We start from the raw sequence: 23,204 nt of genomic DNA on the forward strand, positions 1-23,204 counted from the left end.
CTATTAAACGGAAGGGTCATAATCACCGCCGTTTTTTCTGTTTGTATAAAACTCGCAGTGTCGATAAAAGTGATTACTGGTGAGATACCCGTGCAGATAATGCCGACTTCTGAAATCCGCTTATATGACGCCACATGGCAACAGGATTGGAATACATAGGAAAATGCCCGCACTCAGGAATTTCAGCCAGCTTCACGCCTCGCTGCTGAATATAATCAAGGTAGGACAGGGTTGCATTCTGTTCGCCGTACATGAACATTTTTGGACAAGGTAGATTCAGAAATTTAGCCATCAGTTCCCCGTGGTCGGAGTAATCAACCATCGATTTAAAAATGTATCTTACTGCACCGGCACGTACTTTATAACGAAGGCTAGCCGAATATAATGCACTGGCCCAGGCCGGGACATGCAGAGTTCGCACAATGAATTCATCAAAAAATTGCTCATCGCTGCCCTCCGGATAATCAATGACCTGACGACTCAGGAAACAGTCTTCGGGGGCAATATTGCCCTCGATATCTACAAAGCTCAGCACGCGTTCCGGGTGGGTATGCGCCAGCATCAAGGCAGTAAGCCCGCCCATTGAATGCCCGACCAGATGAAAGCGTTCAAAACCCAGCAGGTCAGCCATCGCAAGCGCGGTTTGAACAAGAAAAGGTATGGAGATGGCGCTCAAATCACTACTCTGCGTTTCACCGCATCCTGGCGCGTCAAAGGCCAGGAATGGCTGTCCGTTAAATTCCGCATAGCGAACAATATCCGCATAATCTTCTTTGGTGGAACCAAAACCGTGTAAAAACAGTACAGGTTCACCCTGCCCCGGACGGTGAATAGCGGCAACGTTCATTTCTACATGGTTAATCGTCAGGCCATAAGTCTGGCTCTGAAACTCGCTGTTCATGTACATAATCCTTATAAAACTGATGGCGCGAAATGCGAGGCTGACCAGCCTGTCAGCGTGTTGCGTTACAAAAATCAATAATGTGCTGACAAGCCAGCTTCAGCGTGGCGTCATCGGTGGCGTAAGCAATGCGAATATAAGGCCCCAGTCCAAAAGCGCTGCCGTGAACGACTGCAACCCCCTTCTCTTCAAGCAGCGCCGTCGCAACATCTTCGTCTGAACTGAGACGCGTGCCACCTTCCGAGGTTTTTCCAATGAGTCCGCCGCAATGCGCAAAAGCGTAAAATGCTCCCTGAGGTGTTTCACAATGAATTCCCGACGCGCTGTTAAGCATATCGACCATGATATTTCTTCTGGTAGTGAAGGCTTCACGGGATGTTTCCAGAAAATCCCGTGGGCCGTTCAGTGCTGCCAAAGCCGCATACTGTGAAATGGAACTCGCCCCGGACGTCTGCTGCCCCTGCAGTTTTTCCATTGCCGAGATAAGCCACCGCGGACCCGCGCAAAATCCTATGCGCCAGCCGGTCATTGACCAGGCCTTCGATACACCGTTCATGGTCAGCGTGCGGGACTGCAGCTCCGGCACCGCACTCGCGATCGTGGCAAACTCCACGCCGTCAAAAACCAGATGTTCATAAATATCATCAGACAGAATAAGCACATGCGGGTATCGCAGCAGCACCTGCCCCAGTGCCTGCAATTCACTTTTGCTGTATACCGCACCGGTCGGATTTGAGGGTGAGTTGAGAATGACCCAGCGTGTCCGGCATGTTATTGCACCTTCAAGAATTTCAGGCGTCAGTTTGAACCCCGTACTGCTGTCACATGCCAGGGTTACCGGCGCTCCCCCGCAGAGCTGGACCATTTCCGGATAACTCACCCAGTACGGGGCCGGGATAATCACCTCATCCCCGTCATTTAGGGTAGCGGCAAGCGCGTTAAAGATTATCTGCTTACCTCCGCTACCCACGAGGGTATCCAGCCAGCAGACGTCAAGGCCATTATCCGTCATAAACTTTCGCGCAACCGCTTCACGCAGCGTCCGCAATCCGGCTACCTGAGTGTATTTGGTATGCCCATCCTGTATGGCAATCATCGCTGCCGCACAGATGTGTTTTGGTGTAGGAAAGTCGGGTTCACCGGCGCTGAGCGAGATGATTTGTTTCCCCTGCGCTTTAAGCTCTGCGACCTTATCCATGATCCTGTAAGTGGCGGAAGGCTTTACACTCTCAAGATAACGATTCAGTGGCTTTATCCCGGTCATTGTATTCTCCACTGAGTCAGCCCCATCAGCTCGACGGTCGTGCTGCCCGATGAGAGTTTCTCCATCATGTGCCGCTCCTTTTCCTCCCGCGCCGCGCCGTCCCGGAGCACCCGAGCTGTTTCAGCAGCCGGAATGATGACGATGCCGTCATCATCTGCCACGATAAAGTCACCCGCCGCAACAGGAATGCCAGTAAAACGCACAGGCTGGCCCACTGACTTGTAACTACTTTTGATTGTGCCGCGTACTGACACCCCACGCGAGAAAACCGGGAAGTCGTGCTTCTGAACAGCCGCAATATCCCGGACGCCACCGTCAATTATCAGGCCTTTGATACCCGCCGCTTTGGCTGCTACCGTCAGCACTTCCCCCCAATATCCTGCGATATGGTTATCCGTTGTCACCACCAGCACGCTTCCACGCGGAGCCTTTTCAAGCGCGACATGCAGCGCAAGATTATCGCCGGGTGAACAGGCAACGGGGTAGGCCGGTGCCGCCAGCGTCATTCCACGCCAGATATTACGAATCAACGGATCCACCGCACAGTCCAGTCCTGATGCCTCGTAAAGCGTTGCGCTGCCGAGCGCCAGCGCCTGGAGAGCCTGCTGTTCATCTATTATTGTCGTCATGATAATTTCCTCTGCAGAAGGTGATAGCCCAGTTCTTCACGCGCCTGACGAAGTGACTTTCCTTCTGCCAGCGTTTGCCGTATCCGCGATTCCGTTTTCTCAATGTCATGAGCAACTCTGGCAACGTCTTCAGCTTTTGCGCGCGGGACAATAACCACTCCGCTGGCATCGGCCACCACAATGTCTCCGGGTTCGACACGCACATCCCCGATGGAGACTGGCTGATTTACTGAACTGACCTGTACTCTGTCTTTACCGGTTCGCATAAAACGGCCTTTGGTAAACATCGGGTAACCATCACCAAGAGCCTTGTGCACGTCACGGCACACGCCATCAATAACCGTGCCCGCAATCCCTTTCATCCCGGCAACCTGGGTCATGATGTCGCCCCAGACCGTGCAGTCAGTGCGACCATTGTTATCGATAACAACGAAATAGCCCGCAGGAACATCATCGATAAAGTCGCCCACCGTTCCGGGCGGATGACCGGAAGGTTCATACCGAACGGTATAGGCCAGCCCTACCGTAGTGGTTTTGTAATTATCCAGCGGCATAACGTCATAGCACTGACCGGGCAGGCCAAGCTTATCAAGCGCATCAGACACCCCTGCCGTATCCAGCCCACGGAACAGTTCGGTAACAGAGAAATCTTCATCAGCCATTTTTATTTCCCGTATTGATAGCGTCGAAGGCACTGTCATGCATGACCTCAGCGACTGAGCGTCCGCGGCGGACAGCCTGAACCATACCGTTCTGGCGCTGGGCGATTTTTTCAGCCAGTTCCAGGACTTCCTGAATACGGTTAGCCGCTATAAAAACGGTGCCGCAGCGGTCGGCAATGACATAGTCATCTTCATGAACCTCAATGCCTGCAAACCTGACGGGCTGTCCGGAAGAGAGCTGAATCACCCGGTTACGTGCACTGATCATCGTCACGCCACGGCCATAGACCGGGTAACCGATGGATTCACTGCCCTCAATATCACGACTCAGGCCGTCAATGACTGAGCCGCGTATCCCGCGACCTTTGGCCGCGTTCGCAAGAATGTCCCCCCAGCAGGAAATGCCCTCCCTTCCTCCTGCGATAACCAGAATACGGTTATGGCTACTGACCGCATCAATCACGGGAGAAATAAGGTGAACGGTGGGTTTTGTGTCGGATTTCGGGCCCAACTGGATGGTGCTGGCTCGCCCGGTTATTTTCGGGCAGTTCCAGAGTGGAACAATTCCCCAGGTCGCTCCTTCGATTTCAAGAAAATCCAGAGCATCTGACACCGTGTTAGTGTCCAGCTCTGCCAGTCTCGCTAATGCCAAATCAGTTGTCATAACGCTGTCCGGTATGGATTGAATTTCAGACACTATCGGTTGTATATTCCGATATTAAAAATCCTTATTACGAATGGTTTTGATATTAAAAACATATCGAGGCGCAATGATTAATTTCCGTATCATCCGGCACATGTGGCTTTTTCTGGCCGTGGCAGAAGAGAAACATTTTGGGCGCGCAGCCAGAAGGCTGGGAATGACACAGCCGCCGCTTACGCAGCAGATTCAGGTACTGGAACAGTCCCTGAAGGTACAGCTCTTTGACCGCAGCAAAAGGAACGTTCAGCTGACTCCTGTGGGGCAGGCTATTCTGCCCGCAGTAAAAAAGTTTGCTGAACAGGCCGAAAGGCTGGAGCTGGCAATCAACGAAGCCGTGGCAGGGCACACCGGGATACTGACCATCGGGGCTATCAGCACCTCAATGCTTGACGTCCTGCCGACGTATATCAAACGGATGAAAGTGCTGATGCCGGAAGTCATCATCTCTGTGAAAGAGATCGACAGCGCAGAGGCTATCCCGGCACTTTCTTCAGGTGAAATCGATCTGGCGTTCGCTCGTCTGACGGGAGATATGGGGCAAGGAATAGAATCGATGCCAGTATCGAGCGATGAGCTTGTCGTTGCTTTACCGCATAATCACTGGCTTGCGGGTCAGAGCCGGATTGGCCTCCGCTCACTGATGAGTGAGGAATGGGTGATGTTTTCACGTCACCTGAGTCCGGTATATTTTGACTGCATTACAGCAGCATGCCGGGCAGAAGGATTCTCACCCCGCATCATACATGAGGTCCGCTCCGTTGCTTCTCAGATTGCATTTGTCAGCTGTGAACAGGGTATTGCTCTGGTGCCGGCATCGCTTGAACGCTTGTCCCCCGCAAATGTCATTACTCTCCCGCTGGAAAAAAGTATCGAAGTCATCACAACCGCAGTCGCCTGGTCATCTGTCAGGAAGAATGCGTTAACCGAAAAATTCATTGAACTCGTCAGAGCCGGTTAAAGATGACTTCTTATACATTGATAACCTCCGCTTACACTGAAGCTGCCCGATATCATGTGGACGGCCCACTTCATGTTGGGCCGCCCACGGGGCAGTACGATAAACTGGGTAATAGCTATCGATTTCTCTTCCGCAACCTCAGATTGCTGGCAGCGCAGTGTACTCAACTGATACCCATGCATAACCGGCAGTGTCATCTTTGCGTACGCGACCGATGCCCGGGAACGGCAGGTGAGCGGCACCAATGACGTAACCTTCCTCTGCTGACGCAGCCAACACGCGCTCACGTGAAGCAATCGCCATTTCCGGATATACGTCCAGTTCAATGGTGGCACCCGGGTGTGGCAGCTGAATGGATGGCAGGTGAGAAATATCCCCCCAGAACAGCATTTTCTCGCCGGCAGAGGTCACCATAAAGGCGGTGTGACCCGGTGTGTGACCGGGCGCTTCAACGATGCTGACCAGCCCCGGAATGAGGTCGTCGCTTGGTACGAAGGTTTTGAATCGATCGCTTGCGATATAGGGTGCTGCCGCATCCTGAGCAATGGTAAAGAACGGACGCTGATCTTCTGCGAGCGTGGCTGCGAGGCCGTTATCCAGCCAGAAGTCAGCGTCATCTTTGTGCGCCCAGACGGTGGCATTCGGGAACAGCGCTTCGCCTTTATCATTGGTGATGCCACCGATATGGTCAGGGTGCATATGCGTCAGCAGAATGGTGTCTACGTCTTCAGGCTTATAACCGGCAGCGGCGATGTTGTCCAGTAAGCGCCCCATGCTCGGCCCCGCAAAGTGGGCTGAACCTGCATCAATAAGGATAAGGCGATCACTGTTATGGACGAAGAAGGCGTTCACTGAGGTATCCAGCGCACCGCTGGTTGGCAGCAACTGTCTGGCCAGATCGGATTTACGCTCTTCATCAGTGATCCCGGACAGCGACATCGGGTCCAGAGTAACGTACCCGTCATACAAGGCGGTCACCACCAGATTACCTAAAGCATAACGGAAAAAGCCTGGAGCCTGGTTGCGAAGAATTGGGAGCGATTTTACAGATGACATGTCTTACCTCGATAATAAATATTTATAAGATTTTCGCAGCGCATTTATTCAGGGCGAAAGCCTCCGCCGGCCTGTATATATGGACTGCCGGGTTATTAATATTTTCTTTCACAAAGTTATTTGTGAATTACTGGTAATAATAAGTGCGGTAAGAATAGAGCCCGGGGCCGACCGGAAAAAGCCACAGATTGATAGCAGTGTGTTACTCCAGATGAAACAATCGGGTCAGAAAGGGATATTTTCCGGCAGAAAGGAATGTTATAAGGGGAGCCATACCGTGACGGGGGTTTCTTCCCCTTCGGCACAAATAATGGGTGAGGACTGAGAACAGATGCAGCTGAATATGCTGGAAGCCATGGATATTTACGTCAATGTGGTAGAGCAAGGGAGCTTTACCCGCGCGGCAGAGGCGCTTGAATTGCACCGCCCTGCTGTTACCCGCGCCGTGCAGAATCTGGAACATGATCTGGGCGTTAAGCTCCTGCATCGCACCACACGGCAGGTCAGCATGACGGATGAAGGGGAAGAGTTTTACCAGCGCTGTCTGTCACTTTTGAGCGAACTGGATGATGTCCGACGATTATTTTCAAGCACGCAACCTCCGAAAGGACGCCTGCGTCTTGACGTCCCCATCACGCTCGCCCGGGCGGTCATCATCCCGGCTCTTGGCGATTTTCAGAACCGTTATCCGGATATCGAGATTATTCTTGGTACGTCGGATCGCAAGATTGATTTGATTGCCGAGCGCGTGGACTGCGTCATCCGTCTTGGTGAGCTTGATGACTCCAGTTTCATTGCCCGACGTCTGGGAACGGCAGGCATGGTGACCTGTGCTGCGCCGTCTTATCTGGCGAAGTACGGCACGCCACACACTATCGATGAACTGATGAAATCCCACCGCGCTGTGAACTTTTTCAGTAACCACAGTCTGCAGATAATGGAGTGGAAGTTCACCGTTGACGGCACTGTCACGTCAATAAAAATGCCTTCCAGCATTCTGGTGGACAATTCAGAAGCGTTTCTTTCCTGCGGGCTGGCGGGTCTCGGCGTTCTGCACGGATTGCGTCCGTCTCTGGCCCCCTTTATTGCGAGCGGCGAGCTGACAGAAATCCTCACAGATTTCCCGCCCCCGCCAAAACCGGTCTCACTGCTTTATCCGGATCGCCGCTATCTGGCCCCCAAGGTTCGTGTGTTCATCGACTGGCTGTACGAAGTCTTTGGCCCGGATGCGCAGCTCTGACACATCTCTTTTTTGCATAAAATCCCTTTCTGTGGAATTCCCCCGCGCAGACATGCAGGGTTGACGGGTGGCGGACAGGACTCGGCTCCTGCCTGCCTCTGCCCCCTCCCCTGCGTTTCCAGTTTCAGCATAACCCGCAAAGCTAAATACGTTTTTCTGCATTGTTACTGATTATGAAACGGTGAAGTAAAGAAAGGGCTGTTTATCCCACCTGATACAACTGATTTAATTTATCCCGACAGGAAATGAAACAAACCTTTATTTAACAGGTACGGGATAAATAAAAATCCGTAAGGCTATGCCGGTACAGATCGGAAATAAAATGACTGCCGGTAACCTGCTCTGACTGTTTTTTAAGTAAGGCAACTCTGACATTTTCATCAACCAGAATAAACGGCGCTCATTATCCGCAACCGTAATAAAGCATGCCCGGTCACGGCGTCGTTAACGGGTGATACCCGTGTTCTGCATAACATAAATAACACCTGCACAGGTCTGGAATATTGCTGTGAACATAATCGAAATAATCATGTCCGCCGGACGTTCGTCCGTGGATATTGCGCTTTATACCCTGATACCCGTCATGGTCGTGATGATGGTAATGATGAAGTACCTCGAATCAGTGGGGGTTCTGGCAAAGATCGTTAACGTAACGGCGCCATTACTGAAGCCGTTCGGCCTCACCGGGCTAAGCCTGTTTGCCCTGATACAGCTTAACTTTGTGAGCTTCGCCGCGCCCGTTGCGACGCTTGCCATGATGGAAAAGAAAGGCGTCTCGGATCGCCATCTGGCCGCCACGCTCGCTATGTTGTTTGCCATGGGGCAAGCCAACGCACTTTATCCGCTGGCGCCGCTGGGGCTGCACTGGCTGACAACGGTCCTGCTGTCCATTGTGGGTGGCCTGGCCGCCGGTGCGACAACCTGGTACATGTCTGGCCGCCGTCTTGCTTCGAAAGAGGTGATTTCCGCAGAAGATGCACAGGTGCACTCGCCGCAAAAAGCCGGTTTGCTCAGCATCATCAACGGCGCAGGAGGAGAGTCCATCCGGCTGGCGCTGGGTGCGGTTCCGATGCTGATTTTGTCACTGACCGTGGTGGGTATTCTCAAATCAGCGGGAGCAATTTCGCTGCTTGAGCAGGCGCTGTCGCCGGTGATGCATGCGCTGAACATTCCGACCGTGCTGATTATGCCGGCGCTGGTCAAGTGTCTGGCCGGGGGTACGGCCTATCTGGGCGTGACCAGTGAATTGCTTAAGAACGGCCACATGAGCGTGGAAACCCTGAATGCGTCAGCCGGCTGGCTGTTGCAGACCTTTGACCTGCCGGGCGTGGGGATCATGCTGGGTGCCGGTTTCCGCGTGGCTCGCGTGGCCCGCTTTGCCATTCCGGGAGCCCTGATCGGCATTGTGCTGAGAGGGATATTACACGCGGTTATTTACTGATTAGCCCGGTGACTACGCCATTTATTCAACACACGCTGACCTGATTAAACGCACTGACGGCAGGTGGGCGTGAAGAGATTTACATCTTTGTACTGATTAAGGAGTTAGCCATGATGAACCCTAAATATGCACCACTTTTTGAGTCCTACACGCTGAACAACGGCGTTGAAATTAAAAACCGCCTGACTGTCGCGCCGCTAACGATTTATGACTCAGGGCCAGAAGGCGAGATGACGGAGACCGGACGTCGCTTCTGGCAAGACCGGTTTGAAGGCTTTGGCCTGTTCATCATGCCTTTTACCAACGTTCATCCCAGCGCGGTCGGATTTGAATCTCCGCAGGCCATCACCGAGGCGGATATGCCGACGCTGATTGAATACGCTGAGATCGCGCACGAACAGGGCGCAAAAGCCGTTGTGCAGCTTGCGCACTCAGGCTATCGCGCCGACAGAGCAATGACCAAAGGCTACGACGTTATTGCCCCCACCGGTGATTTATACGGTCACTTCCGCACCATGTCAGATGCCGAAGTGCGCGAAATGATCGCCTGTTTTGCCAACGCCGCTGAACTGGTGATGCGTGCTGGCTTTGATGGCGTCGAAATTCACGGTGCAAACGGCTGGCTTATCCAGCAGTTCGTCTCAGCGGCCAGCAACCTGCGTGATGACCACTGGGGCGGAACGCTGGAGAAACGGTTTAACTTTTCGCTTGGGATCGTTGATGCGATTGATGCAGTTCGCCGTAAGCATAATCGCCCCGACTTTATTATCGGATATCGCTTCTCACCCGAAGAACCGGGTGAAGACGGCATTACCATGAAAGAAACGCTGGCACTGGTTGATGCGTTGCTGACGCGCCCGCTCCAGTATCTGCACATCTCCCTGTGGGATTTTTATAAAAAAGCCCGCCGTGGCGCTGACAGCAACCTGACGCGTATGCAGATCGTTCACGACCACATTAATGGCCGGGTGCCGTTCTTTGGTGCGGGTAACTTGTATACCGCAGATGACATGCTGGAAGCGTATAAGACCGGCTGGGCAGAGTCCGTCGCCATCGGTAAGAGCGTGATGCTGAATCCAAACCTGGTAGAGCTTATCCAGGCAGGCCGCGAGTCAGAAATTGAAACGTCCTTTGACTGGGACAAGGCTGACTATTACCGCTACACCCCCGCTATGCTGCAGGGCACGATGGCCGGAACGGATTTCTACCCGCCTTTAAAGCAGAGGGGCGTGCGGTACAAGACGAACCATTACTGATAGTTGAATAAACAAAGCTTAAAGATCCGCGCACGACAAATCCGTTTTGCCGTGTCGGATAACGGGCTTTCAGAGACATGAAACTCATGAAAAAACTCGATGTCACCACTAAAAGCGGAACGGTTCTGAACGGCGTAATTTTTCCGGCGCCTGAAACCGACACCGTCGTCATTGCCATTACAGGCGTTCACGGCAATTTCTATTCGAACCCGTTTTATTACACCATCGGGGATACGCTGAGCGCCGCCGGTATTGATTTTATTTATGCCCAGACGCGTGATGCTTTCGGGCAGATGGAAATCGTCAACGCAAAAACCGGAAAGACCGAAGTCATCGGTTCCTGGAATGAAGATTTTACGAAGTCTGATGATGACGTCGGCGCTTATATCGATTACGCGGCTCAGGCGGGGTACAGAAATATTATTCTTGCCGGTCATTCTCTTGGCGCTAACAAGGTCATCTACTACCTGTCTAAGCATGCTGATCCGAGGGTAAGCAAGTTTATTCTTCTCAGTCCGGCGAACATCCGGCATCTGACCAGCCAAGTATCAGAAAAAGAAAAGAACCTCATCGCGCAGTTCAGAGAGAGTGGGCGCGGTCAGGCGCTGCTGCCATTCGACTTTATTGGCTGGCTTCCCTGCGTAGCGGATACCGCCTGGCAGTGGCTGTACGCCGATACGCTGAACAACGTACACGTTGAAGTGGACAGCAATTTCTCGCAGGTGGAAAGGATAAGGCACAGCGGTGCCCTGATTATTGGTACCTACGATCGCTTCACCTACGGCGATCCGTGCGGCTTTCTCAGCAATATCAATGACCATATGCCGACTGCCGCTGAGAATGCGCTGATTTTTATTGAGCGCACGGGGCATACCTACCAGCAGAAAGAAAGTGAACTGGCGGCTGCCATCCTTAAACTTGTCAGCGGCTGGCGTACTGAAACCACAGTAAGGGGATAAAACGATGCCATTTATTATATCGCGCGTGAACATCCCGCTTTCAGATGAACAGGAAACCGCGCTGAAGGCCGGGCTGGGCCAGGCTATTTCGCTTGTGCCAGGTAAATCGGAAGCGTCACTGATGCTGGGGTTTGAAGACTCATATCATCTTTATCTTAACGGTGAGAACTCTCTGCCTATGGCCTATATCACCGTGGCGGTCTTCAGCAATCGCTGCCACCGTGGTTACGGGCAACTGAGTGCGGCCATCAGCCAGCTTTTCCATCGCGTTCTGGACATAGACCCTGCCCGGATCTTTATCAATTATGAAGATATACCGGCCTGGAGCGTGGCGGACCGGACCTTTGATGACAAGCGGAATGGTGCTGAATGAACCCGAAAAAAAAGCTGACCCTCATCACTTTTACGGACCCCATGATGGGCTTGTCATACGAAAGTGAGCCTTTTTTCCGTAAACTGGAAACGCATTTTCAGGAGCAGATTCAGTTCAGGTACGTCATGTCAGGGCTGGTACGCAACGTCTATGATTTTGTCGATCCTGAAGACCTGAAGGTGAGCAAGCAATATGCCCTTGAAAAATACAGGCTGAAGCTGGCAGAGATATACAAAAGCGAAGAAAGCATTACCGGCATGCCTGTAAACATGACGGATTTGCAGCTCTTTACGACGGAATACACCTCGTCTATCCCGCTCAATCTGGCCTACAAGGCGGCTCAGTTAGCGGATCGCAATAAAGCCGACCGCTTTTTATATAACCTGCGCTTTGCCACCCTGGTTGAATGCAGGCCGACAACGCGTCCGGAAGAAATACTGGCGGTAGTGGCTGACACCGGCATCAGCGTCAACGAATTCCTTAAGCACTATGAAGGCGGCAGCGCACAGGCGTCACTGACTGATGACTTCAGCCTGCGGCAGTCGCTGGGTGTGAGAGGGCTGCCTGCTTATCTTTTGGAATATGAAGATAAACGAGCGCTGGTTAACGGCGTGATTGGGTACGAACAATTTCGTTCCATGATCATAAAGTTGACCGACGGGGAACTCTCTGAAATGCAGCCGGAAATATCAACAGATAGCGTCCGGCAATTAATTAACCGGCATCCGTTAATCTCGCCGGTTGAAATTAAAGAAGCGTTTTCCCTGCGGGACATCTCTGCGGTTAAGGCGTTGATCCAACCCTTGTTGGATGCAGACGAGATTTTTATCAAAGAGGTTTACCACGGGTGGTTTATTCAGAAGCATCAATAAGCCACCAGAGCATTCAGCCTCTTTACTATTTTCAGTGATGTGGGCAATGCGCACGATCATTAAAATCCTCATTATTATTACTAGCTTAGTAATTCTGTTTTAAAGATCAGGTCCTTTTTCGTAACAATAATGAAGCATAGGATCTTCTCCAGAGCAATTTACCTATCACAGCCGCCGAAACCGGCAGGCTGAACAACGTTTCTGAAGGAGATCGCGTCATGAAAAACAACCGTATCTGCCAAATTCTGGGCATCGAAAAGCCCGTTATTCAGGGGCCATTATCGTGGCTCACCGATGCACGACTGGTTGCCGCCGTAAGTAACGCTGGTGGCCTGGGCGTACTCGGTCCAAACGCGGGCTTAACGGCGGAAACCGCTGTTTCAACACCGGAAGAAACAGCCGAAAAGATGCGTGAAGAAATCCGTAAAACTAAACGGCTGACGGAAAAACCATTCGGGGTAAACCTTATCCCAACTCCGGGGAATGATATCTGGACGCCGCCTATCCTGCAGGTAGTCAAGGAAGAAGGCGTCAGGGCCGTAGTTTATACCGGTTACGGCGAAGGTGCCGTCATTCCGGACCTCTTCAGAGACTTAAAAGAGGCAGGCATTTCAATCATCTACCGCGATATTAATCCGACGCCTGAAAACACCCGTCTCGCGGAAGAAGCCGGTGCAGAAATTATCGTTGCAACCGGTTTTGACGAGGGTGGCACATTACCCGGAACCGCGCTGGGGACCTTTTCGATCGTGCCATTGATTGCTGATGCCGTGAAGAACATTCCTGTGATGGCTGCAGGCGGTATTACCGACAACCGCACCGCCCGTGCAGCCCATGCGCTGGGCGCAGAAGGTGTATTTGCCGGATCGGTGTTTATTGGCACGGAAGAAAGCCGCGTGCCACAGTCGGTGAAAGATAAAATCATTGAGGCCAACGGCCTGGATTTGCTGCTTTTCCGTACCCTGCCTGATTACTACCGCTCACTCCCGGGTAAGCTGGCCGAAAAGCTCGTGTCGATGGATAAAGCTGGCGCAAGCAATGAAGAGCTGGGTAATGCAATGGGCGGTTTACGGGGTCTGCGTATCGGCATGCTCGAAGGCAATACAGATGAAGGCTATATCGCGCTTGGCACGGGGATCGGAAACATCCGCCGCATCAAAAGCGTCGCTGAGGTCGTGAACGAGCTGACTATTGCCTGAGGGCAGTATCAGCCGCCAAAGATAACGTTCCGGTAACCAGGTTAACAATGCCCGCTTCTCGCACTAAGCCACTCACAAAATGTCAAACAAGGTCCGCTGTGAGCGAAGTGTAGACATTGTGCATCTATTGATGAACTAATCATCATAAGTTGAGCATACCATCCAAGTTGCACAATTCTTAAAAGGGGTACCAGGGTGTTAATATACAACGTTTTTGGACGACATATTGGGGTCAAGCGTGAAGGTGGTCGCTGGCTGGTATTCCGAGCAGACCTGACGGAACGAAAATTCTCCCGGCTTTACGACATTGCTATTCCGGACGATATGACAGAAACCGAAATACCGGGCTGGCTGGGCGATATTTTTCATGAGTCAGTAACAGAGCGTCATCCTGATGTGAAACGTATCGAATAGGAATCTGTCAGATACACGCTCCTCATTAAAATGGGGTTTTCACTAGTCCATCATCGCTCTTGGCACGGAACGGACATTTTAGCCGGCTAAAAGTCCGCTGTGAGCGAAAAGCGGACATTTTGCCCGCTCATTGATATAGCGGTGAACAAAGCCGGTGTGCAAAAAATGGAAAAGAGCCAACCAGCGATCTCAGGTATACCTGTAAAAAGATTAACTCCATTTGTGTCTTGAGAAGTCAGCTTTCATTGATCAGTCAGGTACGTAAATCTCTGCTTTCATGAAAGTGGTCGCCTTACCTTCAATAACAACCCTGTCTTCTTTCAGCTCACAAATCAGGTGTCCACCTCTGAGAGATGCCTGCCAGGCAGACAGTCGTTTTTTACCCAGTTTTGCTGCCCAGTAAGGCACAAGAGTGGCATGTATTGAGCCCGTCACCGGATCTTCCGGAATGCCGGCGCCCGGGGCAAAGTAGCGCGAGACAAAATCGTACTGACTTCCCGATCCCTGACCGGTTACGACCACGCCTGTCGGCCCCAGCCCGGCAAGCACGTGCAAATCCGGCTGACAGGCCCTGACCGCGTCTTCCCCGCTCAGCACCACAAAGATGTTTTCAAAATTACGGAACCAGTATTGAGCCTGACCGCTGAACACCGGGCTGATTATTTCCGGAAGATGGGCCATTTCCTCGGGAGGTATGCATGGCAAATCGAGCAGATAGCCGTCCTCTTTCACCTCAACCTTCAGCTGCCCGACGCGGGCTGTAAATGAGAGGGGTCCCGGTATGCCGTATTCCGTTACCAGAACATGGGCGGTCGCAAGCGTGGCGTGACCGCAGAAATCGACTTCAACTGTCGGGGTGAACCACCGCAGATCCCAGCCGTCACCGGCGCGCTTTACGAAAGCCGTCTCAGCCAGGTTATTTTCTGCTGCAATGGACTGCATCATGCTGTCCGGCAGCCATTCCTCAAGCACCAGAACGGCAGCGGGATTACCGCCAAAAACCCGATCTGAAAACGCGTCAACCTGAAACATCTTAAGGAACATCGTAATCACTCTCTCGTTATGTTTTAACCGTATGAACCGGAGTTATCCTGTAACCCTTCAGCTCAAGACAACATGCCGTTAATTCTCTGAGCCGTTCACCTCGATTGAGAGCCCGTCACGGCCGCTCCTGGCGCACCGCAGCTCCGGGTCGTGATGCCCTTTTAGAGAACAGCAGAGGTTAAAAAACTACTACCTTTGACAGAAAAGGAGGCAAATATAAGCCTCCATTTTATGTTAGTTACTTAGCGCCTGCTGAATGCCAGACGAGCTGCGAATAACAAAAAAATCGTACCCGTTGTACGATCCATCCAGCGTATCACCTTTTCTTTTCGCAGCAGAGATGCCAGGGGACGCGTTGCGCCAATCAGCGTCAAGGACCAGATAAGGCCAATTGCCATATGAATGCCTACCAGCCCAAAAGTCCAGATAAGGGGAGAGTGTCCCTGTGGAATAAACTGAGGCAGAAAAGACACATAAAAGATGCCAACTTTGGGATTGAGGGCATTACCGAGAACGCCTTTCAAAAACCAGTTTGAAGACGGTTTTTCGGAAGAGTCAGCCATGGCAAACTGCTTTCTTGGGTGAACCAGCATATTTATGCCCAGCCAGCTCAAATAAGCCGCTCCGCAGTACTTCAGAATGTCATAGGCAAGCTCTGAAACAGCGATAAGCGCCCCCAGCCCGAAGGCTACCGCCACTCCCCATATCAAACAGCCAACACTAATTCCAAGCGCAGCACGAATGGCCTGTGATCTTCCTTCTACGGTGGCAGTTCTTAATACCAGAGCTGTGTCCAGGCCCGGTGTTAAAGTCAACAGCACAGCAGCAAAGCTAAACGCCAGAAGCGCGTCCATGATGGACATAGCAATATCTCCAGGGTCATTTAAATTTCTTACCCAAGATGGGTAAACATGTCATCTGCTTTCAACATACGGACATATCGTACAAAGCTCATCACTGCCGGTCACGGTTATTCTTCAAAGAAGTATATGGTGCTGCGTCCGCTATTGGCACAGGGCTGCTATTGCAGCCCTGACAACCTTAGACTTCAATCGATTCAGAGATCTCTAACGCATCATCGACTTCAATGCCCAGATAACGGACTGTGCTTTCCAGTTTCCTGTGGCCCAACAGAAGTTGGATCACCCTGAGATTCTTAGTTTTCTTGTAGATAAGGTAAGGTTTTGTTCTTCTCATGGAATGAGTGCTGTAAAGCGTATCGTCGAGACCAAGTTTTGCTACCCACCCATGAAAAATCCGGTTGTATTGCCGGATTGATATGTGCTGGTTAGTACCGACCCGAGATCGAAACAAGAAGTCATTACTATGTAAATTACCAAGTTTTATCAGTGCAGTAACAGCTTCTCTTGTCCCACTGGTTATCTCAAATTGGACAGGGCTACAGGTTTTCTGCTGCAACACCGTTGCCCTGCTTGAAACAGAGCTGCCATATGCAACATCAGATACTTTAAGTTTTCCAGATCGCAGCCTCGTAGCTTACTGTCCAGGGCCATATTGAACAGAGCCAAATCGCGCGTCTTACCTTCCAGTTCAAGCCTGATTCGGATCCCCCAGATATGAGATATCTGAAGTGGTCTTTTTTGGCCTACGATACGGCCTTTGTTCCACGATGAAGTGTTCATACTCAAATCTCCTGCAATGTGGGAGATTTGAGTATGGCTGTCCCTTATGAGCGAAAAGCGGACATTCGCAATTTATCGATAAAAGATGCAGGCTTGTAAAACGGTCGCGCATTTATCGTGTAGAAATAAAGCAGGCTTTCTATATAGTCGGATGATTAACTTCCAAAACTCAGCAGGTAATTGCATGATCTTAAGTGTTAATCACGTTGGTTTTTCAGTTAAAAACATTGAAGACTCATTATTTTTTTGGACTCAGGTTCTTGGAGGTAAATTATTACGTGAAGGAAAAATGTCTGGACCTATAATCGATGAGGTAACAGGTGCAAGGGGAGCTGATGTACGAATGGCTTTGCTTGAACTGGCTGATATTCGAATTGAATTACTACAATACAATAACATTGAGCAGCCAGAAGAACCTTCAGCGCCCTATATCCCAGGCTACGCTCACCTTGCTTTTAATGTAGAGGATCTTGATACGCTCTTGGGCAAAGTATCGGACTACGGCTGGAAGACGCCGGGTAAACCTCAGACAGTATTGTCAGGCCCCATGCAGGGAACCAGAGTAATATATTTACAAAGCCCTGATGGTCAGACGCTTGAATTGATGGAACGCAGTCAATGAGGCCCACATATCATGACCTGTTATCCTCTAATTAAAACAGAGATGTTTGCAAAGTCCGCTTTTGGCACAGAGCAGACAAACACGTGACGCTGAAGGTCTGCTTTGAGCGAGGAGCGGACTTACCGCTCTTTTAAAACTTAGATTGACATACGTATAGTCAATTTTGGATACATAATTCCTGGGCCAACTTACCAACGTTTGAGTTTTTGAAAATTTTACTGGCACTATTAGCTTCTGGGCTAGCATGCATAGAACCCACATTTGTGAGTATGGCAACGGCACAGTTTATATTTTCGTACCACCATACACATGCGCTGTAACCAAGGACGTTGCCACCATGGCCTATTGTTACACCGTAGTTAGTGTTCGTTCTAAACAGGCTTAACCCCATTTGCATATCATCGGCCGGAGCCCAACGTTGCATTTCTTGCATGCTTTTACGATTGATTAGCTTACCGTTTTTTAATGCCAGAATAAATTTAAGGATATCTTCTGACGTAGAGACTATCCCACCCGCTGCCCACTCCACTGACAAATTAGTTTCTGAAACGTTAAGGATATTATTATTTTCAAGTTTAAAATGAGACGAAATACCCGCATTGTTTATAAAATCCGCATCAAATCTATGGAACCTGTCAGAAATTTTTTTGTTAGTTAATATGAACTTTGTTTCGAGAGAGGTGTTTTTTAACAGGAGAGGATGAAAAATTCTTCTTTGCAATTCATCTTCTAGTCTGCACGAGGTAACTTTTTCGATTAGTAAACCCAGTAATGTAAAATTGCTATTGGAATAATGGAAATCATCTCCAGGGAGACAGATTGCGTTTTTTCCTCTTATATACTTAAGGTTTTCATAGGGCATCCATATCTTTTCTGGCTTAACTGACTTACCGCGAGCCTCAAAAATCCATGAGGGCTGATCTTCCCAGCTAGATATACCTGAGTAGTGTGAAAGTAAGTGCCTGACAGTCACACTTTCAGCATTTGCAATTCCAGCAAGAGTGCTTTTCTTAAGAAAATTTGAGATGGGAAGGTCGAGAGTTAAGAAACCTTCCTCAGTTAGCTGAAGTATTATCACCGCAACAAAAACCTTCGTTATACTGCCAATCCCAAAGACTGTTTCTTCATCAGTTTTGATATGGTTTTTGGCGTCAGCATAACCCGCAGCACCCTGCCATAATATTTTATCGTCTTTTCCTATAGCTATCGTTAGGCCGGGAAACATTTGCGGTGTCATGTTATCAATTAGAACTTTTAGCTTATGTTCAGTGAAATTCATTTTTTGTCTCTCTATATAAACGGCTTCACTTTCAAAATAACCTCTACGAATAGGTACGCGCTAATTTTATTACTCTAATTAAAATTGGCATTTAAAATAAAACAAGTTGGCGTTAAGCTATTTTTAACCATGCTATCTCCTGTAGAAAACTAATCAAAATAAAAAATCGTGTGAAAGTCCGCTCCTGACACAGAGCGTACCTTCATCATCTGGCGTTCTGTCCGCGGTCAGCGAACCCAGTCTTTCTGCACCAGACACGGCATCCGCGCAAACTCTCTCACATTATTAATCACAAGAATGGCTACAGCCGCTATGGCTTGATCCCCATTGATTAACACAACATATTGTTAAAAATATCCGCTTCTGGCTGTGAGTTGCCCCCAGAGGAAATTAGGGCTGACGTGCGGTTAAATGGCAGTAGGTAACCGGAGAAAAAGTGTTTTTTCCAGTGTCGTTGAGGGCTGGAATCCATGATGCAGGTAAAACTGTTTTGCCGCATCAGATAAGGCATGCACCATAATGGCCCGGACGCCAATATTCTCCGCAACCCGACAAATACGGAGTACCGCATCGTGCAGTAAATCCGCACCAAGACCCTGGCCCTGGCAACTCGAATCAACTGCCAGCCGGGCCAAAATTATGATGGGAAGGGGGTCAGGCATGTTTCGTCTGAGCCCACCGGGTGCAATGGCATGAGTGACACTGCCGGTGGCCAGAGAGTAAAAACCAACCACTTGTGAAGAATCTTCCCGGCACACCACAAACGTTCTGGCGGCGCCGGTCGACTGGTTTTTTAACCCCCTGAGCCTGATCCATTCATCCAGTGCAACTTCCCCGGAGTGAAACTCTGAAAGAATGTGAGTCGTATTTAGCGGTGCTGGAGCGGTTACTTTTCCCATTGAGGTTTTCTCGCCAGCAGCGTATCCAGTGCCGGATTCGCTGTAACGGGTGCATCCAGCATATTGATAAACTCGGCGTACTGTTCATCATCAAGATTAAACATCCGGCGATCAAGGATAACGTTTTCAGCAGCCTGGCAAGCGATGTCTAGTATAAAGTCGGTGCGTGATTTATGAAGAATAGCGGCAGCGGTATCGATCAACACGCGCTGGGCTTCTTTAGCCCGAATGTTAAGCTGAACATCAGATTTCATGATGCGCTCCTGTATAGCAAATGATATACATAGCTTACAGCTGCCGTATAGAGAATGCTATACACATTGACAGCGAATTTTTTGTGACGGGATAGCGTTGAAACAATCTTCTTAACCCTTAGCCTGAAGAAAGGACACTTGTGTCTTGCAAAAAAAAGGCCTTTTCTGCTTTGCGTTGACAAGCGCACATCGAGGCATATTTCCTTAGTCAGCCAGGGTACTCAACAACGCCTGCTCCAGCTTATCGGCGGTAATCGTAAACGGCAGATGCTGCAGGCTGTCCGCCGGGAAGCGGATGGATTCAGCCAGCGCTCTGACCCGCGCTTTGCGATCATCACCGACAAACGGCAGGGTCAGCGGCGTATTGAAGCGCTGCAACAGCCCCATCAACCGACTGTCCGCCCGATCGCTGTTCTGCTCGATAATCGATTGCACCCGCAGGCTGAAGCCAACCTTCTCGCCGTGCAGCCAGTGATGTAATTCGGGCTGATGGGTGAGGCGATCGTGGATCACGTGGGCAAATCCCGGCGTGGCCAGCCGATCCTGAATGCTGTTTGCCAGCCCGGCCAGCACGATATTGGCCTCAATCACCTTTTCCAGCGCGGGCGTCACCTGCTGTTGCGCATTGTCGGCAACGGCCTGCTCGCCCCACTTCTCAAACGCGGCCACCGCCTGCCAGGCCGCAGAGACTTTCAGATCCAGCGCCAGACGGTCGGGGTTATGCCGCTGATAGGGCTCAAACTCGTACCATTTTGCCAGCGCATCGACGATGCCGGACTTCAGATAACGCACGTCGCTGCGGGCAATAACCTCGCTGTCCACCAGCACCAGCGCCGGCATTTTATTGAGCGGATCGCTGCGCAGATGTCCGCCCTGCTGATTATAAACAATCGCCAGCGGCGACCAGGCGGCACAGGTGGCGGCCAGCGTGGAGAAATTGATCAGCACCCGATCCGGCAGCGCGTCGTTGACTGCCTTGGCGGTGTCCAGCACCCTTCCGCCGCCAATCGCCAGCACCACTTTGATGTCCTGCTCCTGCACGCTGCTTTGCAGCGTTTCTATCGCCGCATCGGTGCACTCGCCGTGCAGAAAATTGAGCTGCCAGCGGATGCCCGCGCGTTCCAGGCTTTCGCTCAGCTGCGGGTTAACCGCTTCCCAGGCCTGCGGCGAGGTGAGGATATGAATACGCAGGCCAAACGGCGCAACAATCTCGCCCACTTCGGCCCGCAGTCCCGCCTTTTGCAGGTAGGCTTTCGGCGATTTAATGGCAAACATGGGAAGTCCTCTTTTCGGTTAGCGACGGTAGGCCAGCGATCGGACGATGCGGTCGCCGATTTTTTGAATGAGCTGCACCATCACCAGCAGCACCACAATCGTTGCCGCCATAATCTGATTATCAAAACGTTGATAGCCGTAGCGGATCGCCAGATCCCCTAACCCACCTCCGCCGACCACACCGGCCATGGCGGAAAAGCCAATCAGCATCACGATGGTCAGGGTAATGCCGGCGATCAGCGCGGGCAGCGCCTCGGGCAGTAACACCCGGCTGACGATGTGCCACAGATTGCCGCCCATCGACACCACCGCTTCAATGCGGCCGCGATCGACCTCATCCAGCGCGTTCTCGACAATACGGGCAAAAAACGGAAAGGCGCCCAGCGTGATCGGCACGATGGCCGCCGTACTGCCCAGCGTGGTGCCAACCAGCAAACGGGTGAACGGGATCAGCGCAATCAGCAGCACCACAAAAGGTAAGGCGCGGCCGACGTTGACGACGGTATTCAGCACGGTGGCAAGCGTCCGGTTGGGTAAAATCCCGTCCTTGCGGGTTAAAAACAGCAACACGCCCACCGGCAGGCCGAGCGCCACGGTAAACACCGCCGCCAGCAGCACCATATAGGCGGTTTCACAGGTGGCATTCAGCAGCAGATCCTGAAAGCGGTCCCAGTTTACGCTACGCATCTGGCCTGCTCCTCACGCTGGTAGCGGGCAATAAAGGCCCGATCGGCTTCGCCATCTTTCAGCAGCATCTGGCGCAGGCGGCCGTCGGCGCGCGCCATAATTTCCGTCACGCTGCCGCTCTCCACCAGTCGGCCATTTTCCAGCAGCGCCGCGCCGTCACAGATACGCTTCACCACGCCCATTTCATGGGTGATCAGCACGATGGTAATGTTGAGCTGCTGCTGAATATCGGCCAGCAGATCGAGGATCGAGGCGGTGGTTTCGGGGTCCAGCGCGCTGGTGGCTTCATCGCACAGCAGGTAACGCGGTTTGGCGGCCAGCGCCCGGGCGATGCCGACCCGCTGTTTTTGCCCACCGGAAAGTTGTGATGGCCAGGCGTTGGCCAAGTTTTCCAGACCAACCAGCTGTAGCAAGGCATTCACGCGCTCGCGCCGCTGCTTCGCGGGAACACCGGCAATTTCCAGCGGCAAATCGATGTTGTCGTGAACGGTGCGGGAATGCAGCAGATTGAAGTGCTGGAATATCATGCCCATCTGCTGCCGCTGACGGCGCAGCTGCGGCAGGCTGAGCTTGCCAATGTCTTCGCCATCAATCTCAATCTGCCCGGCGCTGGGCTGTTCAAGCAGGTTCAGGCAGCGTAACAGGGTGCTTTTTCCCGCGCCGCTGCGCCCGAGAATGCCGAAGATCGAACCGTCCTCAATGGTCAGCGAGACCTGATCTAACGCCGGCACCTCCGTGCCGGCATAGTGTTTAGTGATTTGGCTGAGTTTAATCATGCTTCTCGTCCGCAACCGGGATCACCGAACCGTTGTAGTTCTTGCGGATAAACTCGGCAACCTGCGGTGAAGTCAGGTCTTTTGCCAGTTGCAATACGCGCGGATCTTTCGCCAGTTCAGGCGTGGTCACCAGCAGGTTGGCATACGGATTATGCTCGGCGGATTCCAGACCCAACGCATCCTTCGCCGGGGTTAAGCCCGCTTCCAGCGCGTAGTTACCGTTGATAATCGCGGCATCGACGTCATCCAGCGAGCGCGGCAGCTGTGGCGATTCAATTTCGATGATTTTGATTTTTTTCGGGTTGTCGCTGATGTCTTTCGGCGTCACCAGCGTCGATCCGGCCTCGCCCTGCGCATTCAGCTTGATCACCCCTTTCTGCTGCAGCAACCACAGCGCACGGCTCAGGTTGGTGGTGTTATTTGGCACCGCTATGGTTGCGCCCTGCGGCAGCGCCTGCAGGCTTTTCACCTTGCGGGAATAAATCCCCAGCGGCTCAATATGCACGCTGGCCACCACGCTGAAGGTTTTCCCCAGCGCTTTTTCCTGATCCTTCAGATACGGCAGATGCTGGAAGTAGTTGGCATCCACATCACCCGCCGACAGCAGTTCGTTCGCATTCACCCCACCGTTCAGTTCGACAATATTCAGATCCAGCTTCGGATCGATTTTCTTCACATACTCCAGGATCTCGGCATGTGGCACCGGATCCGCTGCCACGCGTAACGGCGCCGCATATAAGCTCTGTGCAACCAGTAATGACAGCCCTGCCAGGGTAAATACGGTCTTTTTAATCATCA

25 protein-coding genes and 1 pseudogene are annotated in these 23,204 nt (G+C 51.6%); 10 read left to right on the forward strand and 16 right to left on the reverse strand.

Annotated elements, in window-relative coordinates; all coding sequences use genetic code 11:
- Positions 1-73 precede the first annotated feature (73 nt).
- From E2F51_RS21170 to E2F51_RS21190, 5 genes are read right to left on the reverse strand one after another with little or no spacing between them, the layout of a single operon-like run.
- A complete protein-coding gene (locus E2F51_RS21170) occupies positions 74-901 on the reverse strand; it encodes an alpha/beta fold hydrolase (protein WP_245174152.1) in 828 nt (275 codons plus the stop codon).
- 52 nt (positions 902-953) lie between these two features.
- Positions 954-2,165, reverse strand: a complete 1,212-nt coding sequence (locus E2F51_RS21175) for a pyridoxal phosphate-dependent aminotransferase (protein WP_055773694.1) — start codon at positions 2,163-2,165, stop codon at positions 954-956.
- Entirely contained in the window at positions 2,162-2,794 is a 633-nt protein-coding gene (locus E2F51_RS21180; protein ID WP_055773695.1) for an RraA family protein, read from the reverse strand. Before E2F51_RS21180 ends, E2F51_RS21175 begins: the two co-directional genes overlap by 4 nt.
- On the reverse strand, positions 2,791-3,456 hold the full coding sequence (locus tag E2F51_RS21185) for an RraA family protein (protein WP_134824475.1): 666 nt from the start codon (positions 3,454-3,456) through the stop codon (positions 2,791-2,793). The genes E2F51_RS21180 and E2F51_RS21185 overlap by 4 nt, the downstream gene beginning before the upstream one ends.
- A complete protein-coding gene (locus E2F51_RS21190; RefSeq protein WP_209215458.1) occupies positions 3,449-4,153 on the reverse strand; it encodes an RraA family protein in 705 nt (234 codons plus the stop codon). Before E2F51_RS21190 ends, E2F51_RS21185 begins: the two co-directional genes overlap by 8 nt.
- Positions 4,154-4,226: 73 nt before the next feature.
- Between E2F51_RS21190 and E2F51_RS21195 the strand changes: the two genes are divergently transcribed.
- Entirely contained in the window at positions 4,227-5,117 is an 891-nt protein-coding gene (locus E2F51_RS21195) for a LysR family transcriptional regulator (protein ID WP_134824476.1), read from the forward strand.
- A 138-nt stretch (positions 5,118-5,255) separates the two neighbouring features.
- On the opposite strand, the gene E2F51_RS21200 is transcribed toward E2F51_RS21195, so the two are convergent.
- Entirely contained in the window at positions 5,256-6,173 is a 918-nt protein-coding gene (locus E2F51_RS21200; protein WP_134824477.1) for an MBL fold metallo-hydrolase, read from the reverse strand.
- A gap of 331 nt (positions 6,174-6,504) precedes the next feature.
- On the opposite strand from E2F51_RS21200, the gene E2F51_RS21205 reads away from it, so the two are divergent.
- The 8 genes from E2F51_RS21205 to E2F51_RS21240 all read left to right on the forward strand — a co-directional run bounded on the left by E2F51_RS21205 (position 6,505) and on the right by E2F51_RS21240 (position 13,927).
- On the forward strand, positions 6,505-7,413 hold the full coding sequence (locus E2F51_RS21205; RefSeq protein ID WP_134824478.1) for a LysR family transcriptional regulator: 909 nt from the start codon (positions 6,505-6,507) through the stop codon (positions 7,411-7,413).
- A 508-nt stretch (positions 7,414-7,921) separates the two neighbouring features.
- Positions 7,922-8,854: a nucleoside recognition domain-containing protein gene (locus E2F51_RS21210; protein WP_134824479.1), complete on the forward strand. Its 933-nt coding sequence runs from the start codon at positions 7,922-7,924 to the stop codon at positions 8,852-8,854.
- Positions 8,855-8,964: 110 nt separating this feature from the next.
- Positions 8,965-10,110, forward strand: coding sequence for an NADH-dependent flavin oxidoreductase (locus E2F51_RS21215; protein ID WP_134824480.1), 1,146 nt, complete (start codon positions 8,965-8,967; stop codon positions 10,108-10,110).
- 86 nt (positions 10,111-10,196) lie between these two features.
- Positions 10,197-11,069 carry an alpha/beta fold hydrolase gene (locus tag E2F51_RS21220; RefSeq protein WP_134824481.1) on the forward strand — a complete coding sequence of 291 codons (873 nt, stop codon included), beginning with the start codon at positions 10,197-10,199 and terminating at the stop codon, positions 11,067-11,069.
- 4 nt (positions 11,070-11,073) lie between these two features.
- On the forward strand, positions 11,074-11,442 hold the full coding sequence (locus tag E2F51_RS21225) for a hypothetical protein (protein WP_134824482.1): 369 nt from the start codon (positions 11,074-11,076) through the stop codon (positions 11,440-11,442).
- Positions 11,439-12,314 (forward strand): DsbA family protein, encoded by an 876-nt coding sequence (locus E2F51_RS21230; protein ID WP_134824483.1) that lies wholly within the window; start codon positions 11,439-11,441, stop codon positions 12,312-12,314. The genes E2F51_RS21225 and E2F51_RS21230 overlap by 4 nt, the downstream gene beginning before the upstream one ends.
- A 218-nt stretch (positions 12,315-12,532) precedes the next feature.
- Entirely contained in the window at positions 12,533-13,513 is a 981-nt protein-coding gene (locus tag E2F51_RS21235) for a nitronate monooxygenase family protein (RefSeq protein ID WP_134824484.1), read from the forward strand.
- Positions 13,514-13,708: 195 nt separating this feature from the next.
- On the forward strand, positions 13,709-13,927 hold the full coding sequence (locus tag E2F51_RS21240; protein WP_134824485.1) for a hypothetical protein: 219 nt from the start codon (positions 13,709-13,711) through the stop codon (positions 13,925-13,927).
- Positions 13,928-14,176: 249 nt separating this feature from the next.
- Here E2F51_RS21240 and E2F51_RS21245 read toward each other — a convergent pair whose 3' ends face one another.
- The 3 genes and pseudogenes from E2F51_RS21245 to E2F51_RS21255 form a co-directional block, all read right to left on the reverse strand.
- Positions 14,177-14,971 carry a PhzF family phenazine biosynthesis protein gene (locus E2F51_RS21245; protein WP_134824486.1) on the reverse strand — a complete coding sequence of 265 codons (795 nt, stop codon included), beginning with the start codon at positions 14,969-14,971 and terminating at the stop codon, positions 14,177-14,179.
- Between the two features lie 242 nt (positions 14,972-15,213).
- Positions 15,214-15,834, reverse strand: coding sequence for a LysE family translocator (locus tag E2F51_RS21250; protein ID WP_134824487.1), 621 nt, complete (start codon positions 15,832-15,834; stop codon positions 15,214-15,216).
- 178 nt (positions 15,835-16,012) lie between these two features.
- Positions 16,013-16,614: pseudogene (locus E2F51_RS21255) on the reverse strand (tyrosine-type recombinase/integrase).
- Positions 16,615-16,798: 184 nt separating this feature from the next.
- On the opposite strand from E2F51_RS21255, the gene E2F51_RS21260 reads away from it, so the two are divergent.
- Complete coding sequence (locus E2F51_RS21260) at positions 16,799-17,236, forward strand: VOC family protein (RefSeq protein ID WP_134824488.1); 438 nt, start codon at positions 16,799-16,801, stop codon at positions 17,234-17,236.
- 157 nt (positions 17,237-17,393) lie between these two features.
- Here E2F51_RS21260 and E2F51_RS21265 read toward each other — a convergent pair whose 3' ends face one another.
- From E2F51_RS21265 to E2F51_RS21295, 7 genes are all read right to left on the reverse strand, one after another.
- Positions 17,394-18,515 carry a serine hydrolase gene (locus E2F51_RS21265; protein WP_134824489.1) on the reverse strand — a complete coding sequence of 374 codons (1,122 nt, stop codon included), beginning with the start codon at positions 18,513-18,515 and terminating at the stop codon, positions 17,394-17,396.
- Between the two features lie 407 nt (positions 18,516-18,922).
- Positions 18,923-19,414, reverse strand: a complete 492-nt coding sequence (locus E2F51_RS21270; RefSeq protein ID WP_134824490.1) for a GNAT family N-acetyltransferase — start codon at positions 19,412-19,414, stop codon at positions 18,923-18,925.
- Entirely contained in the window at positions 19,402-19,668 is a 267-nt protein-coding gene (locus E2F51_RS21275; RefSeq protein ID WP_134824491.1) for a DUF1778 domain-containing protein, read from the reverse strand. Before E2F51_RS21275 ends, E2F51_RS21270 begins: the two co-directional genes overlap by 13 nt.
- A gap of 204 nt (positions 19,669-19,872) precedes the next feature.
- The gene (locus E2F51_RS21280) at positions 19,873-20,943 is read right to left on the reverse strand and encodes an iron-containing alcohol dehydrogenase family protein (RefSeq protein WP_134824492.1); all 1,071 of its coding nucleotides are present in this window, start codon (positions 20,941-20,943) and stop codon (positions 19,873-19,875) included.
- 18 nt (positions 20,944-20,961) lie between these two features.
- On the reverse strand, positions 20,962-21,630 hold the full coding sequence (locus tag E2F51_RS21285; RefSeq protein WP_053142252.1) for a methionine ABC transporter permease: 669 nt from the start codon (positions 21,628-21,630) through the stop codon (positions 20,962-20,964).
- Positions 21,618-22,406, reverse strand: a complete 789-nt coding sequence (locus tag E2F51_RS21290) for a methionine ABC transporter ATP-binding protein (RefSeq protein ID WP_134824493.1) — start codon at positions 22,404-22,406, stop codon at positions 21,618-21,620. The genes E2F51_RS21285 and E2F51_RS21290 overlap by 13 nt, the downstream gene beginning before the upstream one ends.
- Complete coding sequence (locus E2F51_RS21295; protein ID WP_105759988.1) at positions 22,399-23,202, reverse strand: MetQ/NlpA family ABC transporter substrate-binding protein; 804 nt, start codon at positions 23,200-23,202, stop codon at positions 22,399-22,401. Before E2F51_RS21295 ends, E2F51_RS21290 begins: the two co-directional genes overlap by 8 nt.
- Between the last annotated feature and the right edge of the window lie 2 nt (positions 23,203-23,204).

This window comes from Erwinia sp. QL-Z3, from assembly GCF_004551645.1.
In the GTDB taxonomy this organism is placed as follows: domain Bacteria; phylum Pseudomonadota; class Gammaproteobacteria; order Enterobacterales; family Enterobacteriaceae; genus Erwinia; species Erwinia billingiae.